Genomic DNA, 20,759 nt, shown 5'->3' on the forward strand with positions numbered 1-20,759 from the left:
ATCAAGTATTAAAGGAGTAAATCAATGCCAAGAGGAAATTACTATGGACCTTGGGGGAACGGCCCGATGAGCGGTCGCGGAATGGGTTACTGTGCCGGTCTCGACATGCCCGGTTACGCAGCCATGGGTTGCGGACCCATGCGTATGCGCCGGCGTTTCGGCGGCATGGGCAGAAGCATGCGCTACGCTGCCTTCGAAGTGCCCTACCCCGAGGACAAACCCGAAGAAAAGCTGGATATGCTGCGCACGCGCGAGACCTGGCTGGAAGGCCAGCTGGCGGAAGTGCGCCAGGAAATCAGCGCCATGGAAGGCGAATCCGAAAAGGCTGCATAAAGCTTCTCATCCGAACCAACCAGGCAGCCTTTTATTAAGGCTGCCGCTTTTTTTGCTCAAAAAGGAGGTTTAATGCAACTCGCAATCAGTTTACTGGAAGATAAAGGGATGGATTCTCCGGTCAGTTCTACATTTGGAAGCTCCCCATATTTCATGTTCGTGGATGCGGACAACGGCTTTTTCAAAATCCGGCCGAATCTGGTCAAAACCGGCGCCGGCGATACGGACACGGACGCGAAGACCGCGCAAATGATTGCCAGGAATAACGTCGACGCGGTTATCAGCGATAAATTCGGCCAAAAAGCTTACGAAGTGCTCAACAAAGCCGGCATCTGGATTTACATATTTTTCGACAGCCTTGTTGAAGAAGCGCTCAAGGCTTTCCGTCGCGGTCAATTGGCCGCCTACGAACCGGCCGGCACGGGGATTTAATTCCGGCTCCGGCCGGTTTCATCTATAAGTTTTTAATACCATTTTTGGGAAATTACCTAGGGATTATCGCAATATTCGGGCCGGTCCACCAGATCCAGGGGATCAATCACCTGCCCTCCCAGGTACGCGCGTATGCGCTTGGACAATGCCAGCTGCGGACAGCCCTTTTCCCCGCTAGGCAGATCAGGTCAGACCAGCCAGCGCGATTGATACGGCGCCAGCCTGATTTCCGCCCGCCCATCCTCCTGGGGAATGGTTTCTTTCGCGATCAGGTCGCGCAGTGCTTCACCGGCGTGATCGCACCCCAAGTCCGCCTGCCAATTCAGCGTGAATTTCAACTCGGATTGGCTCAGGTTGGACAGGCACAGGATGCACTCACCGCTCTGCCCGTCCCGGCGCAGCAGCGCAAAGACGTGCTCGTCCAAGCGCAGCACGCGCTGTGCGGCGCGGGGGCTGAAGGCCGGATGCGCCGCGCGCAGGGCCGCCAGGGCCAGATAACGGGTTAGAATCTGCGCGGCGCGGGAATCGCCGGCCAGCTCCCGCTCAAGCGCTTCAACCTGAAATTTCTCGCGGTTTATGGAGCGCGCGCGGCCGCTTTCGGCGACGCATTCCTTACAATTCCCGCTGCCAAACAGGCTGTGCACGTATACCCCCGGCACGCCTGCCAATTCCAGCATAATCGTCTGGGAAGTGAGATAACGCTCGGTGTCCAATCCGGGCCGTGGCGCGGCCGGATCGTTGAGGAAATCATACAGGCTGATGTTCAGTTCATAAACCTGCCGCTTGCCCTGCGCGTCCGTTTTATAGGAAAGCAGCCCGCCGTGCGCCTCTGTTTGATCGATCAAAGCTTGAATATCGGCTTCATCCAGGATGCCCTGCGCGGGCAGCAGGCCGATACCGTCGTGGGAGGCGATGAAGTTGAAATAATCGTAAGGCGCGGGCAGCGTGTCCACCCAATCGGCCAGCTTGCGCGCGCTGCCGCTGCTGAGCGCGTGCAGCACCAACGGCCCCAGCGAAAACTGATAGACCAGCTGGGCCTCGTCGCCCTGCCCATCCAGCGCGGCCAAATCCCCCAGATAAGAAATATTTTCATCGAAAGGCACGTTGCTTTCGGTGATGACCGCCACATTCGGCGCGGCCGCGTCCAGCACAGCCCGCAGCAGTTTGATGATGGCGTGCGTTTGCGGGCGGTGGATGCAGTCGGTGCCGATCTCTTTCCACAGGAAAGGCACCGCGTCGATGCGGATAATGCTCGCGCCCTGCTTCACATAGAACAGCAGCACATCCACAATCTCCAGCAGCACCTGCGGATTGGCAAAATTCAAATCAATCTGATCATCCGAGAAAGTCGTCCAAACCTGCCTTTCGCCCTGTGCGGTCAGCACCGCCGTCAATAAAGGCGTGGTGCGCGGGCGCATGACGGCCGAAAGGTCCGCGTCCGGCGCAACCGTGATGAAATAATCCGAAAAAGGCGCCTGCCCTTCCAGGAAAGACCTGAACCAGGCGCTTTGACGCGAAACGTGGTTGAAGACCCCGTCCACCATCAGGCGGAACTGTTCCGAAAGCGCGCGGATGTCCGTCCAATCGCCGAAATTATCCGCGACGCGGTAATAATCAATGACGGAAAAACCGTCATCCGAGGAGTAAGGGAAGAAAGGCAGGATGTGGATGGTGTTGAAGGCGCCCTTCAGGTATTTTCCCGCAAACCAGGCCAGCCCTTTCAATGCGGGAGCCTGCGCAAATTGGAACTGGTCGGCATAGGTGATCAGCACCATATCTTTCTGGGTGAAAGCGTAGCGTCCGGATGGCGCTTCCGGCGCTTTGACCTGCGCCAGTCTATTCAGGATGGCGCGGTAAGCTTGTTCCGCCTGCGCGCCGGTGTAGATCTGCTCGAGTTGTTTCCGTATTCTTTCCAAAGGCTCCATAACTTTCCGATTATTCAATGCGCCATTTTCCTTTATGAGACACAGCGCTCAACTATCTTTTTAAATTTTCCCGTAACCGCCCGGTAGGAAAAATGGTCCTTGGCCAGGTTGAAATTCCATTCCGTCATGCGCCGCCGCCGGATGGGATCCGCCATCACGGCCAGCACCTGCTCCAACACAGCCGGGGTAATTTCCTCGTCGAAACTGATCAGGTCGAAGTCCAGCGGTTCGATATCACGGATGAAAACCGGGTAGCGCCGGATCAGCAGCGGTAGGCGGTAATAGACCGCCTCCAAAAAGGCATTGCCGAATCCTTCGATGCGGCTGGGATAGGTTACAAAATCCGCGTTCAGGTAAGCGTCCCACAGCCGGAACTGGCCGGGCTGCTTGGGCCCGCGCTCGCTGATAGCCACCTTGTCGGCCGCGTAGATCAGCGGCACACCGCTGTCCCGTGCCTGGTCCTGTAATTTGTGGAAATATTCCTGACCCTCGTCGCCGCTGGGGTGCGAGAGCACCAGTTTGACCTCGCGGGCGAACAAGCGTCCGCGGTTGAGCGGCAGGCGCAGCTGGCGCACCAGTTCGATGGCATCCTCGATGCCCTTGCGCGGGATGATGCGCGTGGGCTGCAGCACCAGCCAGTCCCGCTCGCCCACCCCCACAGCCTGGCGGAAACCCAGGGCCGCTTCATCCAACCCGTAGTGAAAATGGGTGAAATCGAAGATATTGGGGATGACCTCGGCCGCAATGCCGGTGCGCGCGTGCAGTGCTTCGTGCGCCAGCGAATTGATCACCACGTGCACGATGGATTCCGATTTCGGCGGGAAAACCGCTTCCAGTTCGGCCTTCATCCAACTGACCGCGAAACGCTCGCGTTCCCACATAAAATCGTGGTGGTGCGCGATAGTCGACAGGCGGCGGTCCTCAATGAGGTCGCGCAGTGCCAGCGCCAGCGGCACATTCATGGGAATGGCCAGCGCGTTTTCCACGATGATGAGCTGGATGTGGTAGTGGTCCAGAAAATCGGCCAACTCCGCGCGCAGCCCGGCGCGCAGCATATCCATACGCCCCCGCACCTTTTGTTCATCGCATTCCGCGCAGAAGATATCGCGCTGCAGCGCTTCAATTTCCGCATCCTGAAAGTGCATGCGCGGCACCAGCCTGCCTTCCAGGCCCCCTTCCAGTTCACCGGCGCAGTAATACAGCTCGTGCCCTTGGCGCCGCAGGATGGCGGCCCACTTGCGAATCTCCAGCGACACGCCGTCGCTGCCGCAAATGCGTGTGGATATGATTCCTATACGCATAATGGCTGCCTACCCCTTCACGCCCCCGGACACCAGCCCTTTTTCGAGGAACTTCTCCAGCGAAAGGAACAGGATGATGATCGGCAGGGTCATGATGGTGGAAGCCGCCATAACTACGTGCGGGCGCGGGCTGGGATCGTTGAAAATGGTGTTGATCTGGATGGGCATGGTGAACAGGCTGCGGCTGTTCAGAAAGATGAAGGCATACAGGAATTCGTTCCAGGCGATCATGAAGGTATAAATGAACACCGACACCAGGGCCGGAACGGACAGTGGGATGGTGATCTTGGTGATCACACGCATGTGCGAGCAGCCGTCGATTAGGGCGGCCTGTTCTATCTCATCCGGGATGGTGCGGAAATAGTTGGTCAACATATACAGCGCCACCGGCAGTGTCTGCGACAGGTAGGTGATGACCAGCACCACCAGGTTATCCTGCACCTCAAATCCGAATAATGTGGCAAAGTGCGACAACATGGCAAACAGCGGGATGATCAGCAGCACGCCCGGAAACAGATATATCAACAGCACGCTGTTCAGCAGGGCGTTCTTGCCCTTGAAATGGAAACGCGCGATGGCGTACGCTCCCAACGTGGACAGGATCACCGCGATCAGCGCGGTCGGCACGGACACCAGCAAGCTATTGCGGATATTGCGCCCGAAGTTTTGATAACTGGGGTTGCTGGGATCAAACAGCTCGCTGTAGGCGTCCAGGCGCAATTTGGAGGGCACATACACCGGCGCGCGCCCGCCAATTTCGGCGTAGGTCTTGAAGGAGGAACTGACCATCCAATAGAACGGGAACAGAATAGTCACCAGAAAGAATATCAGCACAATCCAGAAGATGAACTGCTTCAAGCTGAAACGGGCGGCCAGATAGTCAAAGATGGTTTGCTTTTTATGGGTATTCGTTTTTGTCACTGTCAGGCTCCCGTTAGTCTTCTTCTTTCATGACGAACTTCAGGTACACCAGCATAAAAGCCAGCACCAGCACCAGCTGCAGCATGGCCGCCGCGGCGCCCTTTCCGAAGTTGAAGGTCTTGAAGCTGAACTCATAGGTCAGGATGGGCAGTACTTTGGTGCCGAACCCGCCTCCGGTCAACAGGAAGATGTCGTCAAATTTGTTGAAGGTCCACAACAGGCGCAGCAGAAAAGTGGCTCCCAACACGTAACGCAGCTCGGGGATGGTGATGTGCTGGAATTTCTGCCAGTTGTTGGCCCCGTCCACTTCCGCGGCTTCATACAGAGCGTCTTCGATGGCCTGCAAGCGCGCCAGGATCATCAGCATGGCAAAGGGGAAGTAGCGCCAGGCTTCAAAGATGATCACCAGCAGCAGCGCCAGCCCGCGCGTGGAAAGATAAGCCTGCGGCATGTCGATCACACCCATACGCGTCAGAATGTCGTTCATCACGCCCGATTGGCGCGGGTCCAATATCCAGCGCCACACGAAGGCCACACTGACAATGGGCGCCACGTAAGGAAACAGGAAGAGCGCGCGCGTAACGCCGCGGCCCTTGAAAGGCCGGTTGAGCAGCAGCGCCGCCCCCAGCCCCAGCAGCACGGTTAGGATGGTGGAAGCCAGCGAGTAAATGATGCTGGTGACCACCACACCCATGTTCTGGAAATTCTCGAATTTAAAAGAAAAATCGTTGATGACGTTCTTGTAATTTGCCAGCCCGTTGAAAGGCGCGCCGAACACGTCTCGCAGCGCTCCCAGGTTGACTTTATGAAAGCTGATCCAGACGTTAAAAATCGCCGGAAATAATACCAGACCTAAAACAATGATGGCGGTGGGTGCAATCAAGCGCCAGGCCAAGCGCTCTTCGCGCTGCCGCAGTGTGATGCCTTTACCCAATCTGCCGGAATTTTTCATGGTTATTCCTTGCCTGTTATCGGCAGGTATATGGCCTTTCAGTCATATACCTGCCATTGAAAAACGAATTCTTAAGCGATGTTATTCTGCGGTTCTTTCCGCAACCAAAGCTTCCACCTGCTCCTGCAGCCAGGCGGCGCCGGTTTCGGGCGTCATGTTGCCTTCCAGGGCGATGTTGCTGATCACTTGCGGAATCAAAAGCGTGCCTTCGATGTCGCCAATGACAGCTTTCTCGGTCGCGTCGTAATCGGCGCGGAACAGCCAGCGGTTCACGGTGTCGTAGCCGTTGGCAATTTGATCCAGCGTTTCGCTGGAGTAATTAGCGAAGAAGGGGCTGAGGTCTTTCCAGCCGGCCACGGCGCTCTTTAGCACCGGCACTTTACCAAAGGGGGCCAGCGTCAAAATGTCCATATAGCCATCCTTCAGGAAATATTCAACCACATCCTGCGCTTCGGGGTCAGCGCCGTCCATAATAGCCAGGGTAACCAATTGGCCATAGGAGGCTGAACCGCCGTTGGCGCCTTCCATTTGCGGGGCAAAACCGGTCTTGAGGGCCAGATCTTCCACCGCGATTTGCACTTTGCCGCCATCGGTCAGGCCGGAGCCTTCCACCAGGTCGTCCATGATATAGGTGCTGTAGAACATCATGCCGGACTGATCCAGCTCATAGGATTCGCGGGCACCCTGCCAGTATTGCGGGCCGGGCAGCGCGCAGCGCTGCAAACCGGTATAGAATTCCAGCGCGGCGATCATTTCGGGGGTATCCATGGTGACGTTGCCGGCCTCATCGAACGGCCAGGCGCCGTTGGAGATAGCTACCTGCTCAAAGACCTGATGGCCGTAATTCTGGCCGGGGTCGGTGCCCAGGCCCAGCGCGTAGATCAGGTTCTCGGTGCCGGGCAGCGCGTCGCAAGCTGCGTTGATGTCGTCCCAGGTAACGGGAGCGTTCAGGCCCAGCGTGTCAAAGATGTCCGAGCGGTACCAAAGTGCCTGCACCCAGCCGTCGTAAGGCACGGCCGCGTACTTGCCGGTACCCGGGTCAACCACCATGTTCAACGGGCTGGCGCGGAAGTCATCCTTGCCAATGCTGTCGATCACGGCGGTGGAGGCGTCCTCATCCAGGATGCCATCGGCGGCGAAGGCCGCCACGCGTTCAACGCCCATGCGCACGATATCCGGCAGGCGGTTGGCTGCCAGAGCCGTGGCGATGCGCTGGGTAACGCCGGCTTCTTCAATCGGGACGATGCGCACATCCACTTCGGGGTGCGCTTCCATGTATTTCTGGGCGACCGCTTCGTAAGCGTCCACCCGTTCTTCCTCGTTATCGGTGGTCCAGAATTCCACCACCACCTTATCGGCCGGGGCTGCTTCAGCAACGGGCACGGCTACTTCTTCGGACAGTGTTTCCGCGTCCGGTTGCGCCTCCATAACCTCCTCAGCGGCTGCGGGCGCGCACTGCACGGCCACAAAAGCCACCAGGACCAATAAAGTCACTAACATGAATTTTCTTTTCATTTCTCTTCCTTTCATTTTTTTCTCATTCGCCTTTTCCCCTTGAAATATCATTTTTGCTTGTGTTTATTCACCTCCTGAGTCAGTCTGTTAATTTACGCAATCGGAATACCGGTTGAATTTCTTATCATCAAAGCAGGTTCCAGCAGGATCTGCTTGCGATCGAATGCCACTTCATTCAGCAGGTCCACCAACATCTCGCAGGCCGAGCGGCCGATCTGGTAAATCGGCTGCGACACGGTGGTCAGCGAGGGCTGCACGTATTCAGAAATGGGGATGTCGTCAAAGCCGGTCACGGAAATCTCGCGCCCGACCGTCAGGCCGGAATCCTGGATGGCGCGGATGGCGCCGATGGCCATCAGGTCGTTGCAGGCTACGATGGCCGTGGGGCGTTCGGGCAAGCCGATCAGCTCCAGGGTGCGCTCGTAGCCGCCCTTCTCGGTCAGGTCGCCGGTCAGCACGTATTCGGGCCGCATGCTGATGCCGTGCTTGGCCAAGCCTTCTTTGAGGCCCTTCATGCGGTGCGTGGCGAAGGTCATGTTAAGCGAGGGCGCGATGCAGGCAAAGCGCCGGTGGCCCAGCTTGACCAGGTGGTCTACGATCAAGCGCATGCCCTGTTCGGAATTTTCGTCGATGTAGGGGATGTGCTCCAGCCCGGGCACGCGCCCGAAGGCTACAAAGGGAAAGTTGATCGAATCCAGGTAGCGGATGCGCTGGTCGTCCACGCGTGTGCGCACGATGATGAATCCGTCCACGCGGCGGCTCTGCACGAACTTCTCGTAGGTGTCCATTTCGTGCGCGCCGGGCGGGCAGGTCGAGACCAGCAGGTCGTAGTCTTGCTCGGCGGCCGCGTTGCCAATGCCGGCCAGGAACTCACTGAAGAAGGGGTCGGAAAAGCGCGGGCCGAAGGTGGGCAGGATGAAACCGATCGTGTCGGTGTGCTGCTGGCGCAGCAATTGCGCCTGCTTGTTGGCTACGTAGCCCATTTCTTTGGCTGCCTGGCGCACCAGCTCCTTGGTTTCTTCGCTGACGTCGTCGTAATCGTGCAAGGCGCGTGAGACGGTAGTGATGGAACGGTTGACCTTTTTAGCGATGTCGCGGATGGTGGGCTGCACAATTCCTCCTGAAATAACCAAAACGTTTTGGGTACTTTTCCAGTATAACCCAAAACGTTTTGGATTTCAAGAAACAAATAATTAGGTTTTTCTATTTTTTAGTGATATCATTCTAGAAATAAAGATGGGAAGCCATAAAAAGAAATCAGGATTACCTGCCGAGGCGTACAGAGAAACAATAAATAAGCATTGGGATGAAGCTGTATGTATGCATCCGTCTGCATCACCGTCAATCTGTGACAAAATCATTTCAGCACATACAATACAGAGGTCTGGATTATTAGAAAGAATAATTAGTCTCGATAATCATGTCCTCACTTTCTATAAAAGCGAAGGTTTGGAACCAATAAGGGTGGGATGGAGAAGAGCATCAACCATCAAAGGTTTTTGTGGTATTCACGATAAATCAACATTTAATCCAATTGAAGATCATCCTTTTACAGGGACTCCTGAGCAATTCTTCTTGATTGGATATCGTGCGCTTTGCCACGAAATTTATCAAAAGAGAGGTGCACTCAGAGCTTCGCCCGAAATTATAAAACAAGCAAAAACTGACTCTGGTTTAACCGAAGAAGAAAGAGAAAAAAGATTACATTTAATTGAAGTCCAAGATTTAGGATATCAAAAAGGTCTTGAACATTTTCTTCAACTCAAAACCAAAATGGATAAGCAACTTCTCACAAAAGATTATTCCGGATGGAATAATTGGACCGTGGAGTTCGAAGGAGATATTTCAGTTGTAAGTACGGGTGCAATTTCACCCAATGTTGATTTAGATGGCAATGTATTGCAAGAATTGCATGATTCTAACAGCGAGCAACAGTCTTTTCTGTTTGGGATGATTCCTACTGACAAAGGCGGGATTATTGTATTCATCTGGCCTAAAGAGTGGAAGGTTCCCGAACAATTCCTTAGGTCATTATCCCAAAACAGTAGTGAACATTTACTTGAATTCATTGTCCAAGTTTTTTTTGCGTATATTGAAAATACATATTTTTCGGAATCATGGTGGAATTCGTTAATTTTACTAGTCCAAAATCATCTACGTAATCTAGCAATAATCCCTAACGCTTACTACACACCAATAGGGCTTTTAAAAATAAAATTCATGCCATGGAAATTGATTAGATCTGAATTTAAAAATAATGAATAAAGAAATGACATTTAATTTCCTGAATATTTACAAAAAATAATGGTGGTTCCGCCTAATAGGCTACGGTAAATTCATTATGAGATCCCCGAAAAAATTAAAATCAAAAACTTACCTTGGTGCCATATTAAGCAACTTGATCAAGATCGGATAATCCTTCACGTGGATAGCCGCGGTGACCAAGTCGCCACTTCCTTCGCGGATAGAAGTGGTGATTTTGTCGAAAACCCAAATAACATTACCCACTAACACCTCACTGTTGACATATCCATACCACCAAGTCCACAGTCATAAACGTATAATTAGTAAAATTCGAAATCCCAGGGAGAGAGAAAATGAACATCGATGAACTGGAAGTCATAGACAGTATCACATCCGAAGACGGCACTAAAGTAGAGGTGGTGCAATTCAAGGAACTGAAAGGCTCCGCCAATATTCAGGTGGCCGAGAAGTTATTCTTCGCCAAGGAGGTCGGCATCCGCCTGAAAATGGTGCGGGTGATTTTGAACAACTCGAAGGTGCGCGTCGAGCCGGGTTCGCTGTATTTCATGAAGGGCAACCTGAAAATGCAGGCCAGCACCGGCGGGGGCGTCATGCAGGGCCTGGCCAGGAAAATGGTTTCGGGCGAGACCTTCTTCGTCAACGAGATCGTCGGCAGCGGGGAGATCTACTTTGAGCCCACCTTCGGCCATTTCATGCTGCACAAGGTCGACAAGAACGAGGGCGGCTTGATTGTCGATAGAAGCCTGTTCTACGCCGGCACGCAGGGGCTGGACATTTCCGCGGTCATCCAAAAGAACATTTCCTCTGCCCTGTTCGGCGGGGAGGGTTTCTTCCAAACACGCATCTATGGAAACGGCATCGCCATTCTGTGTTCGCCCGTCCCGGCGCAGGAGATCATCAAATACCAGCTCAACAACGAGAAATTGTTTGTGGATGGCAACTTCGCTTTGATGAGAAACGAGAGCATTAATTTCAAAGTCGAAAAGAGCAGCAAGAACTGGTTATCCACCGGCGTTTCGGGTGAAGGGCTGCTGCAAACCTTCGAAGGCAGCGGCTATGTCTGGATCGCCCCCACTCAGGGTGTTTACAATAATATGGGCCATAAAACGATCACCGAGATGTTCAACCAAAAAGGCGTGAGCAATACCAAGACGAAATAATCTCTTTAAGGAAAATTGAAGAAAAAGCGCCGGGAATCCGGCGCTTTTCACAACAGGCTTTGCGTTGTTACTTCACTTTGGTCATCGTATAGGTACAGCAAGGCGAAGCATCTTCACCCTGGTAATTATCCATCACGTAGCCGGTATCGGTAAGGGTGATCACAGTGCGCTCTTCCCGATCGACCTTGATATCTGAGGTCGGATCCCCCTCCCTTTCTCTCAAAATGTAATATCCCATCCTGGTTATCTGGTATTGGTTCTCCCCGATTTTTTCGAAGACTTGCGGCTCACCCCCGCCAAAATCGACCGCAACCTGACTCTCGGAAAATTCAAAATCCACGATCATGTTCTCGGTTTCCTGGCAGACGCAGGTAAAATTGCTCGAAACAGCGGAGTATTCATGCGAGCCGGAAACGGACTGCTCCACATCCGAAACTGCAGAGGCTACAGCCGGGGCTGAGGCAGGGGCTGCAGCCTGATGTCCCGACTCCGGCGTTGATTCAACCTGCGGAGCTTCGGTCATCTGCCCCAACAAAGTTTCCATCGTCGCTTTTTCGTGCATTTCCTCGATAAAGTCTTTCGGCTTCTCGTCATCGCCTATAGCCAGTCCATGGTAACTGATCGAACAAGCCATTGCCACAAAAAATAACACACCCACCACAAGCAATCCAAAATATCTTTTCATTCCTTACACCCTGTCTTCATCCTTCCCAAATGTTTTTCGCCATACTTCTTAAATTGAATAACACTCCCTGACCCCAAAGCTAATTTGAAGCATATAGTAATTTGGAAATGGCTAAATGGAACGCGTACAAATCCCTTCCTGTAATTAATTATACTATTTTCCGCTTTGTTTACTTTTTCCCATTTTCATAAGGACATTTTTATCTCATGAGAACTACCCAAAGGGGCAACGGTCGTTTCAACACGTGCCTTGAGTGATGCGCCGGGGGAAAAGAAAGTCAGCAATCCGTTATGGGGACGCTTTCGTCTCGAGTATATTAAATCCATTAGTCAAAGCGCCGGCCGTTTCAGGCCAGCGCTTTATATTCGTCCGGGAAAATCTTATTCTCCGTTTTATTGCTAAGCGGATCGCGCGAATCGGCCTTACCGGTTGCGTTTCATCCCTCCGCCGTTATTCTTGCCGTTTCCTTCTCCTTTTCCTTCAGTCACCAGCAGCAGCTGCTCCGCCGGTGAGAAGATCTCTTTTTGGATGAAGGCCATGGTGATCATAGCCGACAGGCCGGAGGTGGCGAAGATCATGGCCATCACAACGAACTGGTAGATGGCGGCGTAAAAAGGGTCGGAGCCGGCAATGACCATACCGGTCATCAAACCCGGGATCCATACGATACCCAGCGTGCGCAGCGAATCAATGCGCGGGATCAGGCTGGCGTGCACGGAGGCTTGCAGGTAGGGTTTGACTGTCTCCTGCGGGGAAGCGCCCAGCGAAAGGGCCGTCTCGATCAGGCCGATGTGCGACCCGATCTCCGCCTTGAAGCGGTTGAGCGCCAGCGCGTTGGAGTTCATGGCAGCCGAGATGATCATGCTGCCCACCGGCACCAGCGAAAGCAGCTTGTACTCAATCACACCCAGTGCGCTCATCACGCCGATCACCACACCCGAAGCGATGGCAATACCGTAGAAGGAGGCGCGGAAAGCGCCGTTCACGCCCTTGGCGCGGCGGGCGGCCGTGCGCGCAGCTGCCAGGAACATACCCAACAGGATGAGGATGCCGGCCCAGGTTGGGCTTTTCAATAATGCCAGCAGCAGCGAGCCGACCACCGTGATCTGCACGATGCCGCGCAGCAGGCTGACCAGCACTTCCTTCTCAATATGAATGCCGCGCCGGTTGGCGATCAGCACCACCAGCAGAGCCAGCACAAAGGCGATGGCGACCTGCACAAAACCCAGGACAATTTGATTGCTGAAAAGGTTATTTAGCATGGATGATCTCCTCCACCGGCCCGTATTGCTGCACACGGCCGCCTTCCAGCACCAGCGCCGTCTCGGCCAGCCGCCCGGCCTGCTGCATGTCGTGTGTGACGATGATGAAGGTCAGCTTTTGGCGTTGAGCAATATCGCACAACAGCTTTTCCACCTGCAAACGCGATTCTTCGTCCAGCGCGGAGGTAGGCTCGTCCATCAACAGAATTTCCGGGGAGTTGGCCAGCGTGCGCGCGATGGACACGCGCTGCGCCTCGCCGCCGGACAGGTTGGCTACATCGCGCCCGGCAAAATCCGGCAGGTCCACATTGGACAGCAGCTCCGCGATGGCCTCGTCCGAGATCTCCGCTTGTCTTTGAGCCGGACCGAAGCGCAGGTTATCGGCCACCGTACCGGGGAACAGGTAAGGCTGCTGCAGGATCAAGCCGATCTTGCGGCGCAGCTCGCGCGGGGGAGTTTCTTTGTAATCACGGCCTTTATAGACTACTCGGCCCTGCGTGGGTTCGAGCAGGCGGTTGAGCAAACGCAGCAGGGTGGACTTACCGCTGCCGCTGCTGCCCACCACGGCCAGATGCTCGCCCAGCTTCAAATCGAAGCTGATATCTTTCAGAATGACCTTGCCGTCATTCTGATAACCCAGGTCTTGTACTTTCAGGATGGTGTCCTGTCCGCTGGATCGATCCGATTGCATAAATTTCTCCATCTTTCATTGTTTTCAAACGGTTTATTTTACCCTCCCTGGAAAAATCCGCCTGAGCCTTCGGAATTCGCGAGTTTTTCGCAATGGTTATGAGTTAGATTGAAGAGAAACATTTTGGCTATAAATAAAAATATCCCTCTACCGGAGAGGGATATTTACACTACCTTTCTCTTTCTTATAAGTAGAAGATGCGATCTGCGTATTGCTCGAACATTTTCTGGTTATGCTCCGCGCCTCCGTCCACGTTGGCCGCGATCAGCACGGGCGGGGTAATGCCCCGCTCCAACAGCTTCTCAATGGTGGCCGTGGTCAGGCAGTGCAGCAGAGCTGTGCTGGTCACGCCTGAACCGGGGGTAAACCTGGCTTTCAGGCCTTCGGCAGAGAGCATGGCATCGCCCTTTTCCACTTTGTTGTCCAGCACAACATCGGCAAACTCATACATCTTTTTCCCGGAAGAATGCCGCGAGGTTACTTCTTTTGAGTATTTATAGGAAGTCACTCCGATGACCTTGATACCGCGCTCGTGCGCCAGTTTGGCCATTTCAATCGGCACAGCATTGCGCCCCGAGACAGACACGATGATCAATACATCACCCGCCTGAATGGGCTGGTTATCGAGGATCACCTCGGCATAGCCCGGCATGCGTTCAATGGCTGACGTCAGTGTGTTGGGATGCACATCCAGGTGAGCGATACCCGGCGCGTAAACGGGGTTCATCAGCATGAACCCGCCCGCCCGATAAACGATGTCCTGCACCGGCAGCGAAGAATGTGTGCAGCCAAAGGCAAATAGCCGCCCACCGTTCTGCACCGCGTCGGCCATCAGGGTCGCTGCCGCGTCGATATTGTCATTCTCTTCATTTTCTATTTGCTTCAGGAGGGCAATGAGCCCTTCCAAATATTCATGCGTCAATTTTGACATACTATGCTCCGATAAAATTTTCGTTTTGATACTTGAACTCGCCCGCCGCCATCGCCGCTATGACCTGGTATTCACGATCAAAGAAAGCCAGATCGGCCCGCTTTCCCACCGCGATGATGCCGCGCTCGGCTTCAATTCCCATGGCTTTGGCCGGCACGCGCGTGGCCATTTGGATCACCTCGTGGAAATCCAGCCCGCTGAAGCGCATGGTGTTCCGCACCGCCGTATCCAGCATTAACGTGCTTCCGGCCAGGCTGCCGTTGGCAATGCGGGCAGCCCCCTCCCGGACAAAAACTGCCTGCCCGCCCAATTCGTATTCTCCCTCCGGCAGTCCGGCCGCGCGCATCGCATCCGTGATCAGGATGGTGCGCTCCAGCCCCTTCGTCTGCACAACCAGCTTAACAATAGCCGGGTGCAGGTGAATGCCGTCGGCGATGATCTGGGCAAAGATGCGCTCGTCCAGCAGCACGCCCCCAACCGTACCCGGTTCACGGTGGTGCAAGCCGGCCATGCCGTTGAACAAATGGGTGGCCTGGCTCAGGCCCAGGTCGGCTGCCGCGCATACCTGTTCATAACTGGCGCTGCTGTGCCCGACGGCTACGCGCACGCCGTGCTGTACGCAGTAACGGATCAGTTCCTCCGCGCCGGGAATTTCCGGCGCGACTGTAATAAGTTTGACCAAACCATTTTCGATCCAGGCTTGGTATTTCGTGGGATCAGGGTGGCGGAAATAAAGTGGATTCTGCGCGCCCTTATATTTCAGGTTGATGTAAGGCCCTTCCACGTGCGCACCCAACAACTGCGCGCCGGGCAATTGATCGCCGTACTGTGCCATCACGCTCAACGCGGCCGTCAAAGCTTCTTCGTCGGCTGTTACCGTGGTGGCATAAAAAGCCGTTACACCATGGCGGATCAATGTGGCGCTTATTGTGTTCAGCGCTTCGGGTGTGGCGTCCATCGTGTCGGCGCCCTTGCATCCGTGGATGTGTATGTCAATCAACCCGGGTGTAACGGATAACCCATGCGCATCAAAAATCTCTTCCTGATTGGCGCGTTCGTGCCCAGCCGCGCTGGGGTAAAGCGCGCGGATCAACCCTTTTTCGATCTCAAGGGTGTGGTCAGCCAGGGTTTCCCTGGCAGTGATGACAGCTGCGTGGATGATCTTTTTCATGGATTAATTCTACAAAAAAAGGGGAGGATCTTCATCCTCCCCTTTTTTCTTTTACCGGGCTAGACGCCAAACAACTTGGCAATTGCCCACACAACGATGCTGGGTACAATGGCATCCGGGACGGTAAAGCCCAAGCCCACCGCGCCAAAAGCCGCCAGGTCCCCAAATACCTGGAACTTATACGCAAAGCTGATCAAGATCCATCCGACGAAGCCCCACAGGAAACCGCCCAGCCAGGCGCCTTTGCGGCCGCCGGTGGCGTTGCCGAAGATGGCGCCCGAACCGCTGGCGAAAAAGGCCGCGATCATAGAAGGCAGCGGCACCGGCCACTTCATAATGGCCAGCAGGACCATGCCGAGAATCTGCCCAATGGTGCCCGAGATCAGGCCGATGATTAACGAATTGGGGCCGTAGGGATAAATTACCGGGCAGTCCAGTGCGGGTTTCGCTCCGGGGATGAGTTTCTCGGCAATACCCTTGAAAGCCGGGGTGATTTCCGAGATCAACATGCGAACGCCTTGCAGCAGTACCAGAACGCCGGCGGTGAAGTTTAAGGCGGTCAAGAGCGTATATACAAACCAGTTCTGACCAGCGCTGATGGTCTCTTCGAATCCGGCCACACCAACTTGCGACATGGCCAAGCCGGCGCCGATGAAGGCAACCAGCAGCATGATGATCGAGATAGAGACCGACATATCGCGCAGGAAACTGAAGGATTCCTTGATCTCAATTTTCTCTGCAGAGTCCTCGGGGTCTCCCACCAGCTTACCGGCCCAGGCACCCAGCATGTTCAACAGGGTCTGGCCGTGGCCGAAAGCGATCTCATCGCTGCCGGTGATTTTGCGCATGATCGGCTGCGCCAGGGCCGGCATCAAGGACATGTAGAAGCCGTCCATGACGGAAGCCAGCGCCACTACCGCGTACATGGGCAGTCCGAATGAGTGGAACAGGATGGCGAACGCCCCGGCATGGATCCAGATCATATGGCCGGTCAGATAGATATAGCGGAATTTCGTAAAGCGCGAAACCAGAATATGGACCATATAACCGAATAACATGGTCCAGGCGATCTCGGCGCCAATATTGGCCAGGTTGGCGTTTTGAACCGCGCCGACCACCGCTTCATCGTAGGTGACAAATGATTCAAAGCTGCCGGAGGGAATCCCCGTTTCAAAAAATACCTGGATAGGCGATAAGGCGTTAATAAGCGCACCAATACCGACCGCCAGAATCAATTGTCCCAAAATTGTTTTCAAAGTTCCCTTGAAGACATCGCCCGCGCTCTTCTTTTGGAGCAGCAAACCGACCAGGGCAATTAAACCCAATACAATTGCCGGCAGTGTAATCAGGGACAGTATTGCATCAAATACAGCCATTTTTCCTCCTAATTTTTTATCGATTGATTAATGGTTGGGTGATTAAAAATATTAAATCGTTTTTCCTCCTTCTGCATGGGAGAGCTCGTCAATGGCTCTCAGTATCTTTTCTTTGATTTCACCTTTGTCGACAAGGTTCTTTACCAAGACGATCTTGGCCGGGTAATCACGTAAATGCGGTTCCATATCCACAGGCGCGACGACAATGTCGGCTTTGTTGCCTTTAAAAGACCCCAAATCCCAGGGGGTTGTCTCCGCTTTAATATTTTCAGCTTTGAGAATGTCATCAATAAACAACTTGAGCATCATGCTGGTTCCAAATCCCATCCCACACAAAGTTGCAATGATCATTTTTCCTCTTTTATGCTCTCGAATATGAATAGATAAATTCTTTCAGGACATCCGTCGTTGCCGCTTCGCGCAATCCGCACAGAAATCCTTCCTGAGAAAGATACTCGGCTAACTGCGCCAGGGCGCGGATGTGACTCTGCTTATCCAGTGCTCCCAGGGCAAAAGCCAAGTCGACCGGATCATTGGTCGAATGTCCGAAGACCACCGGTGTTTTCAATGTGATCAAACCCAGGCATGAGCGCAGCACGCCGTCCTCCGGGCGGGCATGCAGCAGAGCGATTCCGGGTGCGATCACGCAGTAAGGTCCCAGCTCGTCCATCACACGCTGCATGGCACTTGCGTATCCCGGTTCAATCGCGCCGGCCGCTGCCAGTAATTCACCGGCTCTTTGAATGACCGCTGTGCGATCAGCCAGTTCCTGTTTGGCTTGGATTGCTTCGGGCACTAATAATTCGTAAAGATCCATCGTCTGTCCTACAACTCCACCACGGCGGTCAGGTTTTCCGGCTTGTCCGGGTTTAACCCTTTGGCCAGGCTGCGCTCAAAAGCGATTAATTGGATCAGCGGCAAATAGGTTGCGAAGGACCAATCGTAAGGCAGGCTGCCATCCAAACGATAGAAAGTATCCGCCGCAGCCGGGGTTTCCGTTAATCCGCCTACCGCCAGCGTGCGCGCGCCCAACTCACGCATCTGCTGTAAAACCGGCATTTCATAAGCGGCCTGCTGCGGGTTTGCCAGGCCAACCACCAGCGAGTGGTCGTTGATTACCGACATCGGCCCATGGCGAAATTCCAGGAAATGATAGGCCTCCGAGTAACTTAACGACATCTCCTTCATCTTGAGCATGACCTCCAAAGCCAGGCCGTACAGTGGCCCATCACCCAAAAAGAAGAAACGCTCGATTTCGAGGTTTGCGCCAATCTCACGTGAGGTGGATTGATAGTTCGCCAGCAATTGTTTTCCTACCTGGCTGACTTGGGCAGGCAGCCCGGATGGAATATCACCGTTAGCCAGTCGCATCAAAGCCCACATCATATTGGTAAATGAACGCGTTTGCGCCACACTGTTTTCCATACCGGCTGAGGTTATGACAGCCTTTGGTGCGGATTTGGCCAGCGGGCTGTCGCCATAGCAGGTCACTGCCAGCGCGTCCCCTTGACCCGCTTTCAGGAAATAATCCAAAGCGTGCAGTGTTTCGGTTGTCAGGCCGGAGCGGGAAATGGCAATAAATAAGGTTTTACGGTCGGGATGAATCCAATCCTCTCCGGAATACCAAATCTCGGAACCGGGCACGGGGATGCAGGTTACACCGGTCTTGCGCTGCAGCAGACGAGCCGCCCAAATGGAAAGATAGTAAGTCGAACCACACCCGCTTAGAATCACCTCATCATAAGCACCCACATCGGGCAGCCCACTCTTCCAATCCTTTTCCAGGTAAGCCAAGGTTTCCGCCCATGTGTCCGGTTGTGAGAGGATTTCCTCCCGGGTAAATTTACCGTTTTCTTGCTGCATTGATAATGTTCTCCTTGTTTTTAAAGATTAGACTTGAATGACATGCACGCCCTGGCCGCGGATAGCTTCGATCAGTTCGCTTTGAGCATTCTCGCTGGTTACTACTGTTGAAGCTGCCGTAATAGGTGCCGCGCGGCTGGTAGACACGTGGCCGATTTTGGTATGGTCGGCCACAATAATGACGTCGTCGCTGATTCCCAGGATCTTGCGGTCGGTCATCAATTCTTGCGGGTCTTCGTTGGTCAAGCCAAAACGCGGATGCACTCCGCCCATGCCGACGATGACTTTATCAACACGCAAGTCTTCTATCACGCGCTCGGCAAAATGGCCGATCATGGATTGCTCTTCGCGCCGCAGGAAGCCGCCGATGGCAATCACCTGCATGTGTCCGTTGGCGATCAATTCATTCAGCACAGTAACCGCATTGGTCAAAACAGTGATATCGTCACGCTGACACAGCTCTCTGGTAACGTACAGCGTGGTGGTTCCGGATCCCAGGAAGATAGTCTCCTTCTCCTGGATCATAGGCGCCACCGCTTTGGCGATGCGGATCTTTTCCTCGCGGAGCAAATCCATGCGCCGGATGGTGGGCAGTTCGTTGTAACTGTTGGATTTGAGCGGTAGTACCGCCCCACCGTGTGTGCGCTTTAGCAGATTGCTCTTTTCGATTTCATACAGGTCCCGGCGAATGGTCATTCTGGAAACGCCGAATTGGCTGGCCAGATCGTCAACCATGACGCTGCCTTTTCTTTCCAGTTCCCGAACAATTAATTGTTGCCGCTCGTCTTTTAGCATGTTCATCCTCCTCATGTTATGTTAGGTTTACCTTCCGGTCAAATTTGTGCTCATATTCGAACATTATTACTGTTTGTTTATGTGCATTTCATCAATAATTTTAGCATTTTTTGGCTGTTTTTATCATTCGAACACAGTTGAACATTCTTTTTTGTTCGCTGCGTGATACGATATGCCTAAATGGTGTGAGGTTGTGGAAATATGAAGACGCTTACAATCGGAAAAATACGAGGCCTGCAGCAGTGCGCCACGCCCGGGGGAAAGTTCGCCATCCTGGCGCTGGATCATCGCAACAACATGCGCCGCCTGCTGCATCCTGAAAATGAAACGGTTACCCGTCCGGAAGAGATCATGGCTTTCAAGCAGGACGTGTTGGATAGCTTGGGCGCGGTTTCCAGTGCTTACCTGCTTGATCCGCTTTACAGCGCGGGACAGGCCATTGCCAATGGCAGTCTTCCCGGAGGCCGTGGTCTACTGGTCGCGGTGGACGCGTCCGGATATTCCGGCGATCCCACCGCCAGGCAAAGCGAGCTGCTTGAGGAATGGAGCGTAGAACAGGTTAAACGCATGGGCACCAGCGCGGTCAAGCTGCTGGTTTATTACCATCCGCACTCCGAATTGCACAGCACCATTGAAGCCCTGGTACAGCAAACCGCCGAAGCCTGCCGGGCAGCCGATCTGCCTTTCTTTCTGGAGATCCTTACCTACTCCCCCACTGCCGAGAGAGGCAAACTTCCCGGCCGGGAAAAACAGGACGTCATCTTAGAATCCGCGGAAAAGCTGACGCCCCTGGGTGTTGACGTGCTCAAAGCCGAGTTTCCATTGGACATTCAGGAATTTGGTGATTTCAACGCCTGGCAATCAGCCTGCCGGCAGTTAAGCCAAGCCAGCCAGGTGCCGTGGATTCTGCTCTCCGCTTCAGTTGAATATGAAATCTTTCTACAGCAGGTTACCGCTGCCTGCCTGGGCGGTGCCTCCGGTGTGGCCGCCGGTCGGGCTGTCTGGAAAGAAGCCGTTAACCTGAACGGGCAAGCCCGTATGGAATTCCTGACGGGTACGGCGCGCGAACGGATGGCGCGCTTGACCAGCCTGGTGGACGCGTTGGGAAAGCCCTGGCAGGATTGTTTCGAAGCTCCGTCCCCGGATGAGAACTGGTACAAGACATATTAGATATCCTGCCT

Annotated in this window: 21 protein-coding genes; 5 read left to right on the forward strand and 16 right to left on the reverse strand. The window is 54.1% G+C overall.

The window, feature by feature from the left end; translation table 11 throughout:
- Positions 1 to 24 precede the first annotated feature (24 nt).
- Together Pelsub_RS11770 and Pelsub_RS11775 are read left to right on the forward strand one after the other, a co-directional pair.
- On the forward strand, positions 25 to 333 hold the full coding sequence (locus tag Pelsub_RS11770) for a DUF5320 domain-containing protein (RefSeq protein ID WP_116223547.1): 309 nt from the start codon (positions 25 to 27) through the stop codon (positions 331 to 333).
- 72 nt (positions 334 to 405) lie between these two features.
- Positions 406 to 765 (forward strand): NifB/NifX family molybdenum-iron cluster-binding protein, encoded by a 360-nt coding sequence (locus tag Pelsub_RS11775; protein ID WP_116223546.1) that lies wholly within the window; start codon positions 406 to 408, stop codon positions 763 to 765.
- A gap of 188 nt (positions 766 to 953) precedes the next feature.
- Here Pelsub_RS11775 and Pelsub_RS11780 read toward each other — a convergent pair whose 3' ends face one another.
- The 6 genes from Pelsub_RS11780 to Pelsub_RS11805 form a co-directional block, all read right to left on the reverse strand.
- Entirely contained in the window at positions 954 to 2,708 is a 1,755-nt protein-coding gene (locus Pelsub_RS11780) for an alpha-amylase family glycosyl hydrolase (protein WP_126440530.1), read from the reverse strand.
- Between the two features lie 14 nt (positions 2,709 to 2,722).
- The gene (locus tag Pelsub_RS11785; protein ID WP_116223544.1) at positions 2,723 to 3,991 is read right to left on the reverse strand and encodes a glycosyltransferase family 4 protein; all 1,269 of its coding nucleotides are present in this window, start codon (positions 3,989 to 3,991) and stop codon (positions 2,723 to 2,725) included.
- 9 nt (positions 3,992 to 4,000) lie between these two features.
- Positions 4,001 to 4,912, reverse strand: a complete 912-nt coding sequence (locus tag Pelsub_RS11790; RefSeq protein WP_198418352.1) for a carbohydrate ABC transporter permease — start codon at positions 4,910 to 4,912, stop codon at positions 4,001 to 4,003.
- A 13-nt stretch (positions 4,913 to 4,925) separates the two neighbouring features.
- The gene (locus Pelsub_RS11795) at positions 4,926 to 5,864 is read right to left on the reverse strand and encodes a carbohydrate ABC transporter permease (protein ID WP_116223543.1); all 939 of its coding nucleotides are present in this window, start codon (positions 5,862 to 5,864) and stop codon (positions 4,926 to 4,928) included.
- Between the two features lie 81 nt (positions 5,865 to 5,945).
- Positions 5,946 to 7,379, reverse strand: coding sequence for an ABC transporter substrate-binding protein (locus Pelsub_RS11800; RefSeq protein WP_158675095.1), 1,434 nt, complete (start codon positions 7,377 to 7,379; stop codon positions 5,946 to 5,948).
- Positions 7,380 to 7,471: 92 nt separating this feature from the next.
- The gene (locus Pelsub_RS11805; RefSeq protein WP_158675096.1) at positions 7,472 to 8,491 is read right to left on the reverse strand and encodes a LacI family DNA-binding transcriptional regulator; all 1,020 of its coding nucleotides are present in this window, start codon (positions 8,489 to 8,491) and stop codon (positions 7,472 to 7,474) included.
- 124 nt (positions 8,492 to 8,615) lie between these two features.
- Here Pelsub_RS11805 and Pelsub_RS11810 point away from each other — a divergent pair, with 124 nt between their 5' ends.
- Both Pelsub_RS11810 and Pelsub_RS11815 read left to right on the forward strand, forming a co-directional pair.
- Positions 8,616 to 9,644 (forward strand): hypothetical protein, encoded by a 1,029-nt coding sequence (locus Pelsub_RS11810; RefSeq protein ID WP_116223540.1) that lies wholly within the window; start codon positions 8,616 to 8,618, stop codon positions 9,642 to 9,644.
- 332 nt (positions 9,645 to 9,976) lie between these two features.
- Positions 9,977 to 10,804 carry an AIM24 family protein gene (locus Pelsub_RS11815; protein ID WP_116223539.1) on the forward strand — a complete coding sequence of 276 codons (828 nt, stop codon included), beginning with the start codon at positions 9,977 to 9,979 and terminating at the stop codon, positions 10,802 to 10,804.
- Between the two features lie 67 nt (positions 10,805 to 10,871).
- Here the strand turns inward: Pelsub_RS11815 and Pelsub_RS11820 are convergent, their stop codons facing one another.
- The 10 genes from Pelsub_RS11820 to Pelsub_RS11865 all read right to left on the reverse strand — a co-directional run bounded on the left by Pelsub_RS11820 (position 10,872) and on the right by Pelsub_RS11865 (position 19,578).
- A complete protein-coding gene (locus Pelsub_RS11820) occupies positions 10,872 to 11,489 on the reverse strand; it encodes a hypothetical protein (protein ID WP_116223538.1) in 618 nt (205 codons plus the stop codon).
- Positions 11,490 to 11,911: 422 nt separating this feature from the next.
- Positions 11,912 to 12,751, reverse strand: a complete 840-nt coding sequence (locus Pelsub_RS11825) for an ABC transporter permease (protein ID WP_116223537.1) — start codon at positions 12,749 to 12,751, stop codon at positions 11,912 to 11,914.
- Positions 12,741 to 13,442: an ABC transporter ATP-binding protein gene (locus Pelsub_RS11830; protein ID WP_116224976.1), complete on the reverse strand. Its 702-nt coding sequence runs from the start codon at positions 13,440 to 13,442 to the stop codon at positions 12,741 to 12,743. The genes Pelsub_RS11825 and Pelsub_RS11830 overlap by 11 nt, the downstream gene beginning before the upstream one ends.
- 184 nt (positions 13,443 to 13,626) lie before the next feature.
- On the reverse strand, positions 13,627 to 14,373 hold the full coding sequence (locus tag Pelsub_RS11835; protein WP_116223536.1) for a sugar isomerase domain-containing protein: 747 nt from the start codon (positions 14,371 to 14,373) through the stop codon (positions 13,627 to 13,629).
- A gap of 1 nt (position 14,374) precedes the next feature.
- The gene (gene nagA, locus Pelsub_RS11840) at positions 14,375 to 15,544 is read right to left on the reverse strand and encodes an N-acetylglucosamine-6-phosphate deacetylase (RefSeq protein ID WP_116223535.1); all 1,170 of its coding nucleotides are present in this window, start codon (positions 15,542 to 15,544) and stop codon (positions 14,375 to 14,377) included.
- 59 nt (positions 15,545 to 15,603) lie between these two features.
- On the reverse strand, positions 15,604 to 16,920 hold the full coding sequence (locus Pelsub_RS11845) for a PTS ascorbate transporter subunit IIC (RefSeq protein WP_116223534.1): 1,317 nt from the start codon (positions 16,918 to 16,920) through the stop codon (positions 15,604 to 15,606).
- A gap of 51 nt (positions 16,921 to 16,971) precedes the next feature.
- A complete protein-coding gene (locus Pelsub_RS11850) occupies positions 16,972 to 17,271 on the reverse strand; it encodes a PTS sugar transporter subunit IIB (protein ID WP_116223533.1) in 300 nt (99 codons plus the stop codon).
- A gap of 10 nt (positions 17,272 to 17,281) precedes the next feature.
- Positions 17,282 to 17,737, reverse strand: coding sequence for a PTS sugar transporter subunit IIA (locus Pelsub_RS11855; protein WP_116223532.1), 456 nt, complete (start codon positions 17,735 to 17,737; stop codon positions 17,282 to 17,284).
- Positions 17,738 to 17,745: 8 nt separating this feature from the next.
- Positions 17,746 to 18,783, reverse strand: coding sequence for an SIS domain-containing protein (locus tag Pelsub_RS11860; protein WP_116223531.1), 1,038 nt, complete (start codon positions 18,781 to 18,783; stop codon positions 17,746 to 17,748).
- A gap of 27 nt (positions 18,784 to 18,810) precedes the next feature.
- The gene (locus tag Pelsub_RS11865) at positions 18,811 to 19,578 is read right to left on the reverse strand and encodes a DeoR/GlpR family DNA-binding transcription regulator (RefSeq protein ID WP_158675097.1); all 768 of its coding nucleotides are present in this window, start codon (positions 19,576 to 19,578) and stop codon (positions 18,811 to 18,813) included.
- A 201-nt stretch (positions 19,579 to 19,779) separates the two neighbouring features.
- On the opposite strand from Pelsub_RS11865, the gene Pelsub_RS11870 reads away from it, so the two are divergent.
- Positions 19,780 to 20,748 (forward strand): tagatose 1,6-diphosphate aldolase, encoded by a 969-nt coding sequence (locus tag Pelsub_RS11870; protein WP_116223529.1) that lies wholly within the window; start codon positions 19,780 to 19,782, stop codon positions 20,746 to 20,748.
- Positions 20,749 to 20,759 lie beyond the last annotated feature (11 nt).

The organism is Pelolinea submarina (assembly GCF_003966975.1).
Lineage (GTDB): Bacteria > Chloroflexota > Anaerolineae > Anaerolineales > Anaerolineaceae > Pelolinea > Pelolinea submarina.

Bases quoted from the DNA above. Each gene is read 5' to 3' on its own strand.
- Pelsub_RS11770 (WP_116223547.1), top strand. From the start codon at position 25: ATGCCAAGAGGAAATTACTATGGACCTTGGGGGAACGGCCCGATGAGC.
- Pelsub_RS11775 (WP_116223546.1), top strand. From the start codon at position 406: ATGCAACTCGCAATCAGTTTACTGGAAGATAAAGGGATGGATTCTCCG.
- Pelsub_RS11785 (WP_116223544.1), bottom strand. From the start codon at position 3,991: ATGCGTATAGGAATCATATCCACACGCATTTGCGGCAGCGACGGCGTG.
- Pelsub_RS11795 (WP_116223543.1), bottom strand. From the start codon at position 5,864: ATGAAAAATTCCGGCAGATTGGGTAAAGGCATCACACTGCGGCAGCGC.
- Pelsub_RS11800 (WP_158675095.1), bottom strand. From the start codon at position 7,379: ATGAAAAGAAAATTCATGTTAGTGACTTTATTGGTCCTGGTGGCTTTT.
- Pelsub_RS11810 (WP_116223540.1), top strand. From the start codon at position 8,616: ATGGGAAGCCATAAAAAGAAATCAGGATTACCTGCCGAGGCGTACAGA.
- Pelsub_RS11815 (WP_116223539.1), top strand. From the start codon at position 9,977: ATGAACATCGATGAACTGGAAGTCATAGACAGTATCACATCCGAAGAC.
- Pelsub_RS11820 (WP_116223538.1), bottom strand. From the start codon at position 11,489: ATGAAAAGATATTTTGGATTGCTTGTGGTGGGTGTGTTATTTTTTGTG.
- Pelsub_RS11825 (WP_116223537.1), bottom strand. From the start codon at position 12,751: ATGCTAAATAACCTTTTCAGCAATCAAATTGTCCTGGGTTTTGTGCAG.
- Pelsub_RS11830 (WP_116224976.1), bottom strand. From the start codon at position 13,442: ATGCAATCGGATCGATCCAGCGGACAGGACACCATCCTGAAAGTACAA.
- Pelsub_RS11835 (WP_116223536.1), bottom strand. From the start codon at position 14,373: ATGTCAAAATTGACGCATGAATATTTGGAAGGGCTCATTGCCCTCCTG.
- nagA (WP_116223535.1), bottom strand. From the start codon at position 15,544: ATGAAAAAGATCATCCACGCAGCTGTCATCACTGCCAGGGAAACCCTG.
- Pelsub_RS11845 (WP_116223534.1), bottom strand. From the start codon at position 16,920: ATGGCTGTATTTGATGCAATACTGTCCCTGATTACACTGCCGGCAATT.
- Pelsub_RS11850 (WP_116223533.1), bottom strand. From the start codon at position 17,271: ATGATCATTGCAACTTTGTGTGGGATGGGATTTGGAACCAGCATGATG.
- Pelsub_RS11855 (WP_116223532.1), bottom strand. From the start codon at position 17,737: ATGGATCTTTACGAATTATTAGTGCCCGAAGCAATCCAAGCCAAACAG.
- Pelsub_RS11860 (WP_116223531.1), bottom strand. From the start codon at position 18,783: ATGCAGCAAGAAAACGGTAAATTTACCCGGGAGGAAATCCTCTCACAA.
- Pelsub_RS11865 (WP_158675097.1), bottom strand. From the start codon at position 19,578: ATGCTAAAAGACGAGCGGCAACAATTAATTGTTCGGGAACTGGAAAGA.
- Pelsub_RS11870 (WP_116223529.1), top strand. From the start codon at position 19,780: ATGAAGACGCTTACAATCGGAAAAATACGAGGCCTGCAGCAGTGCGCC.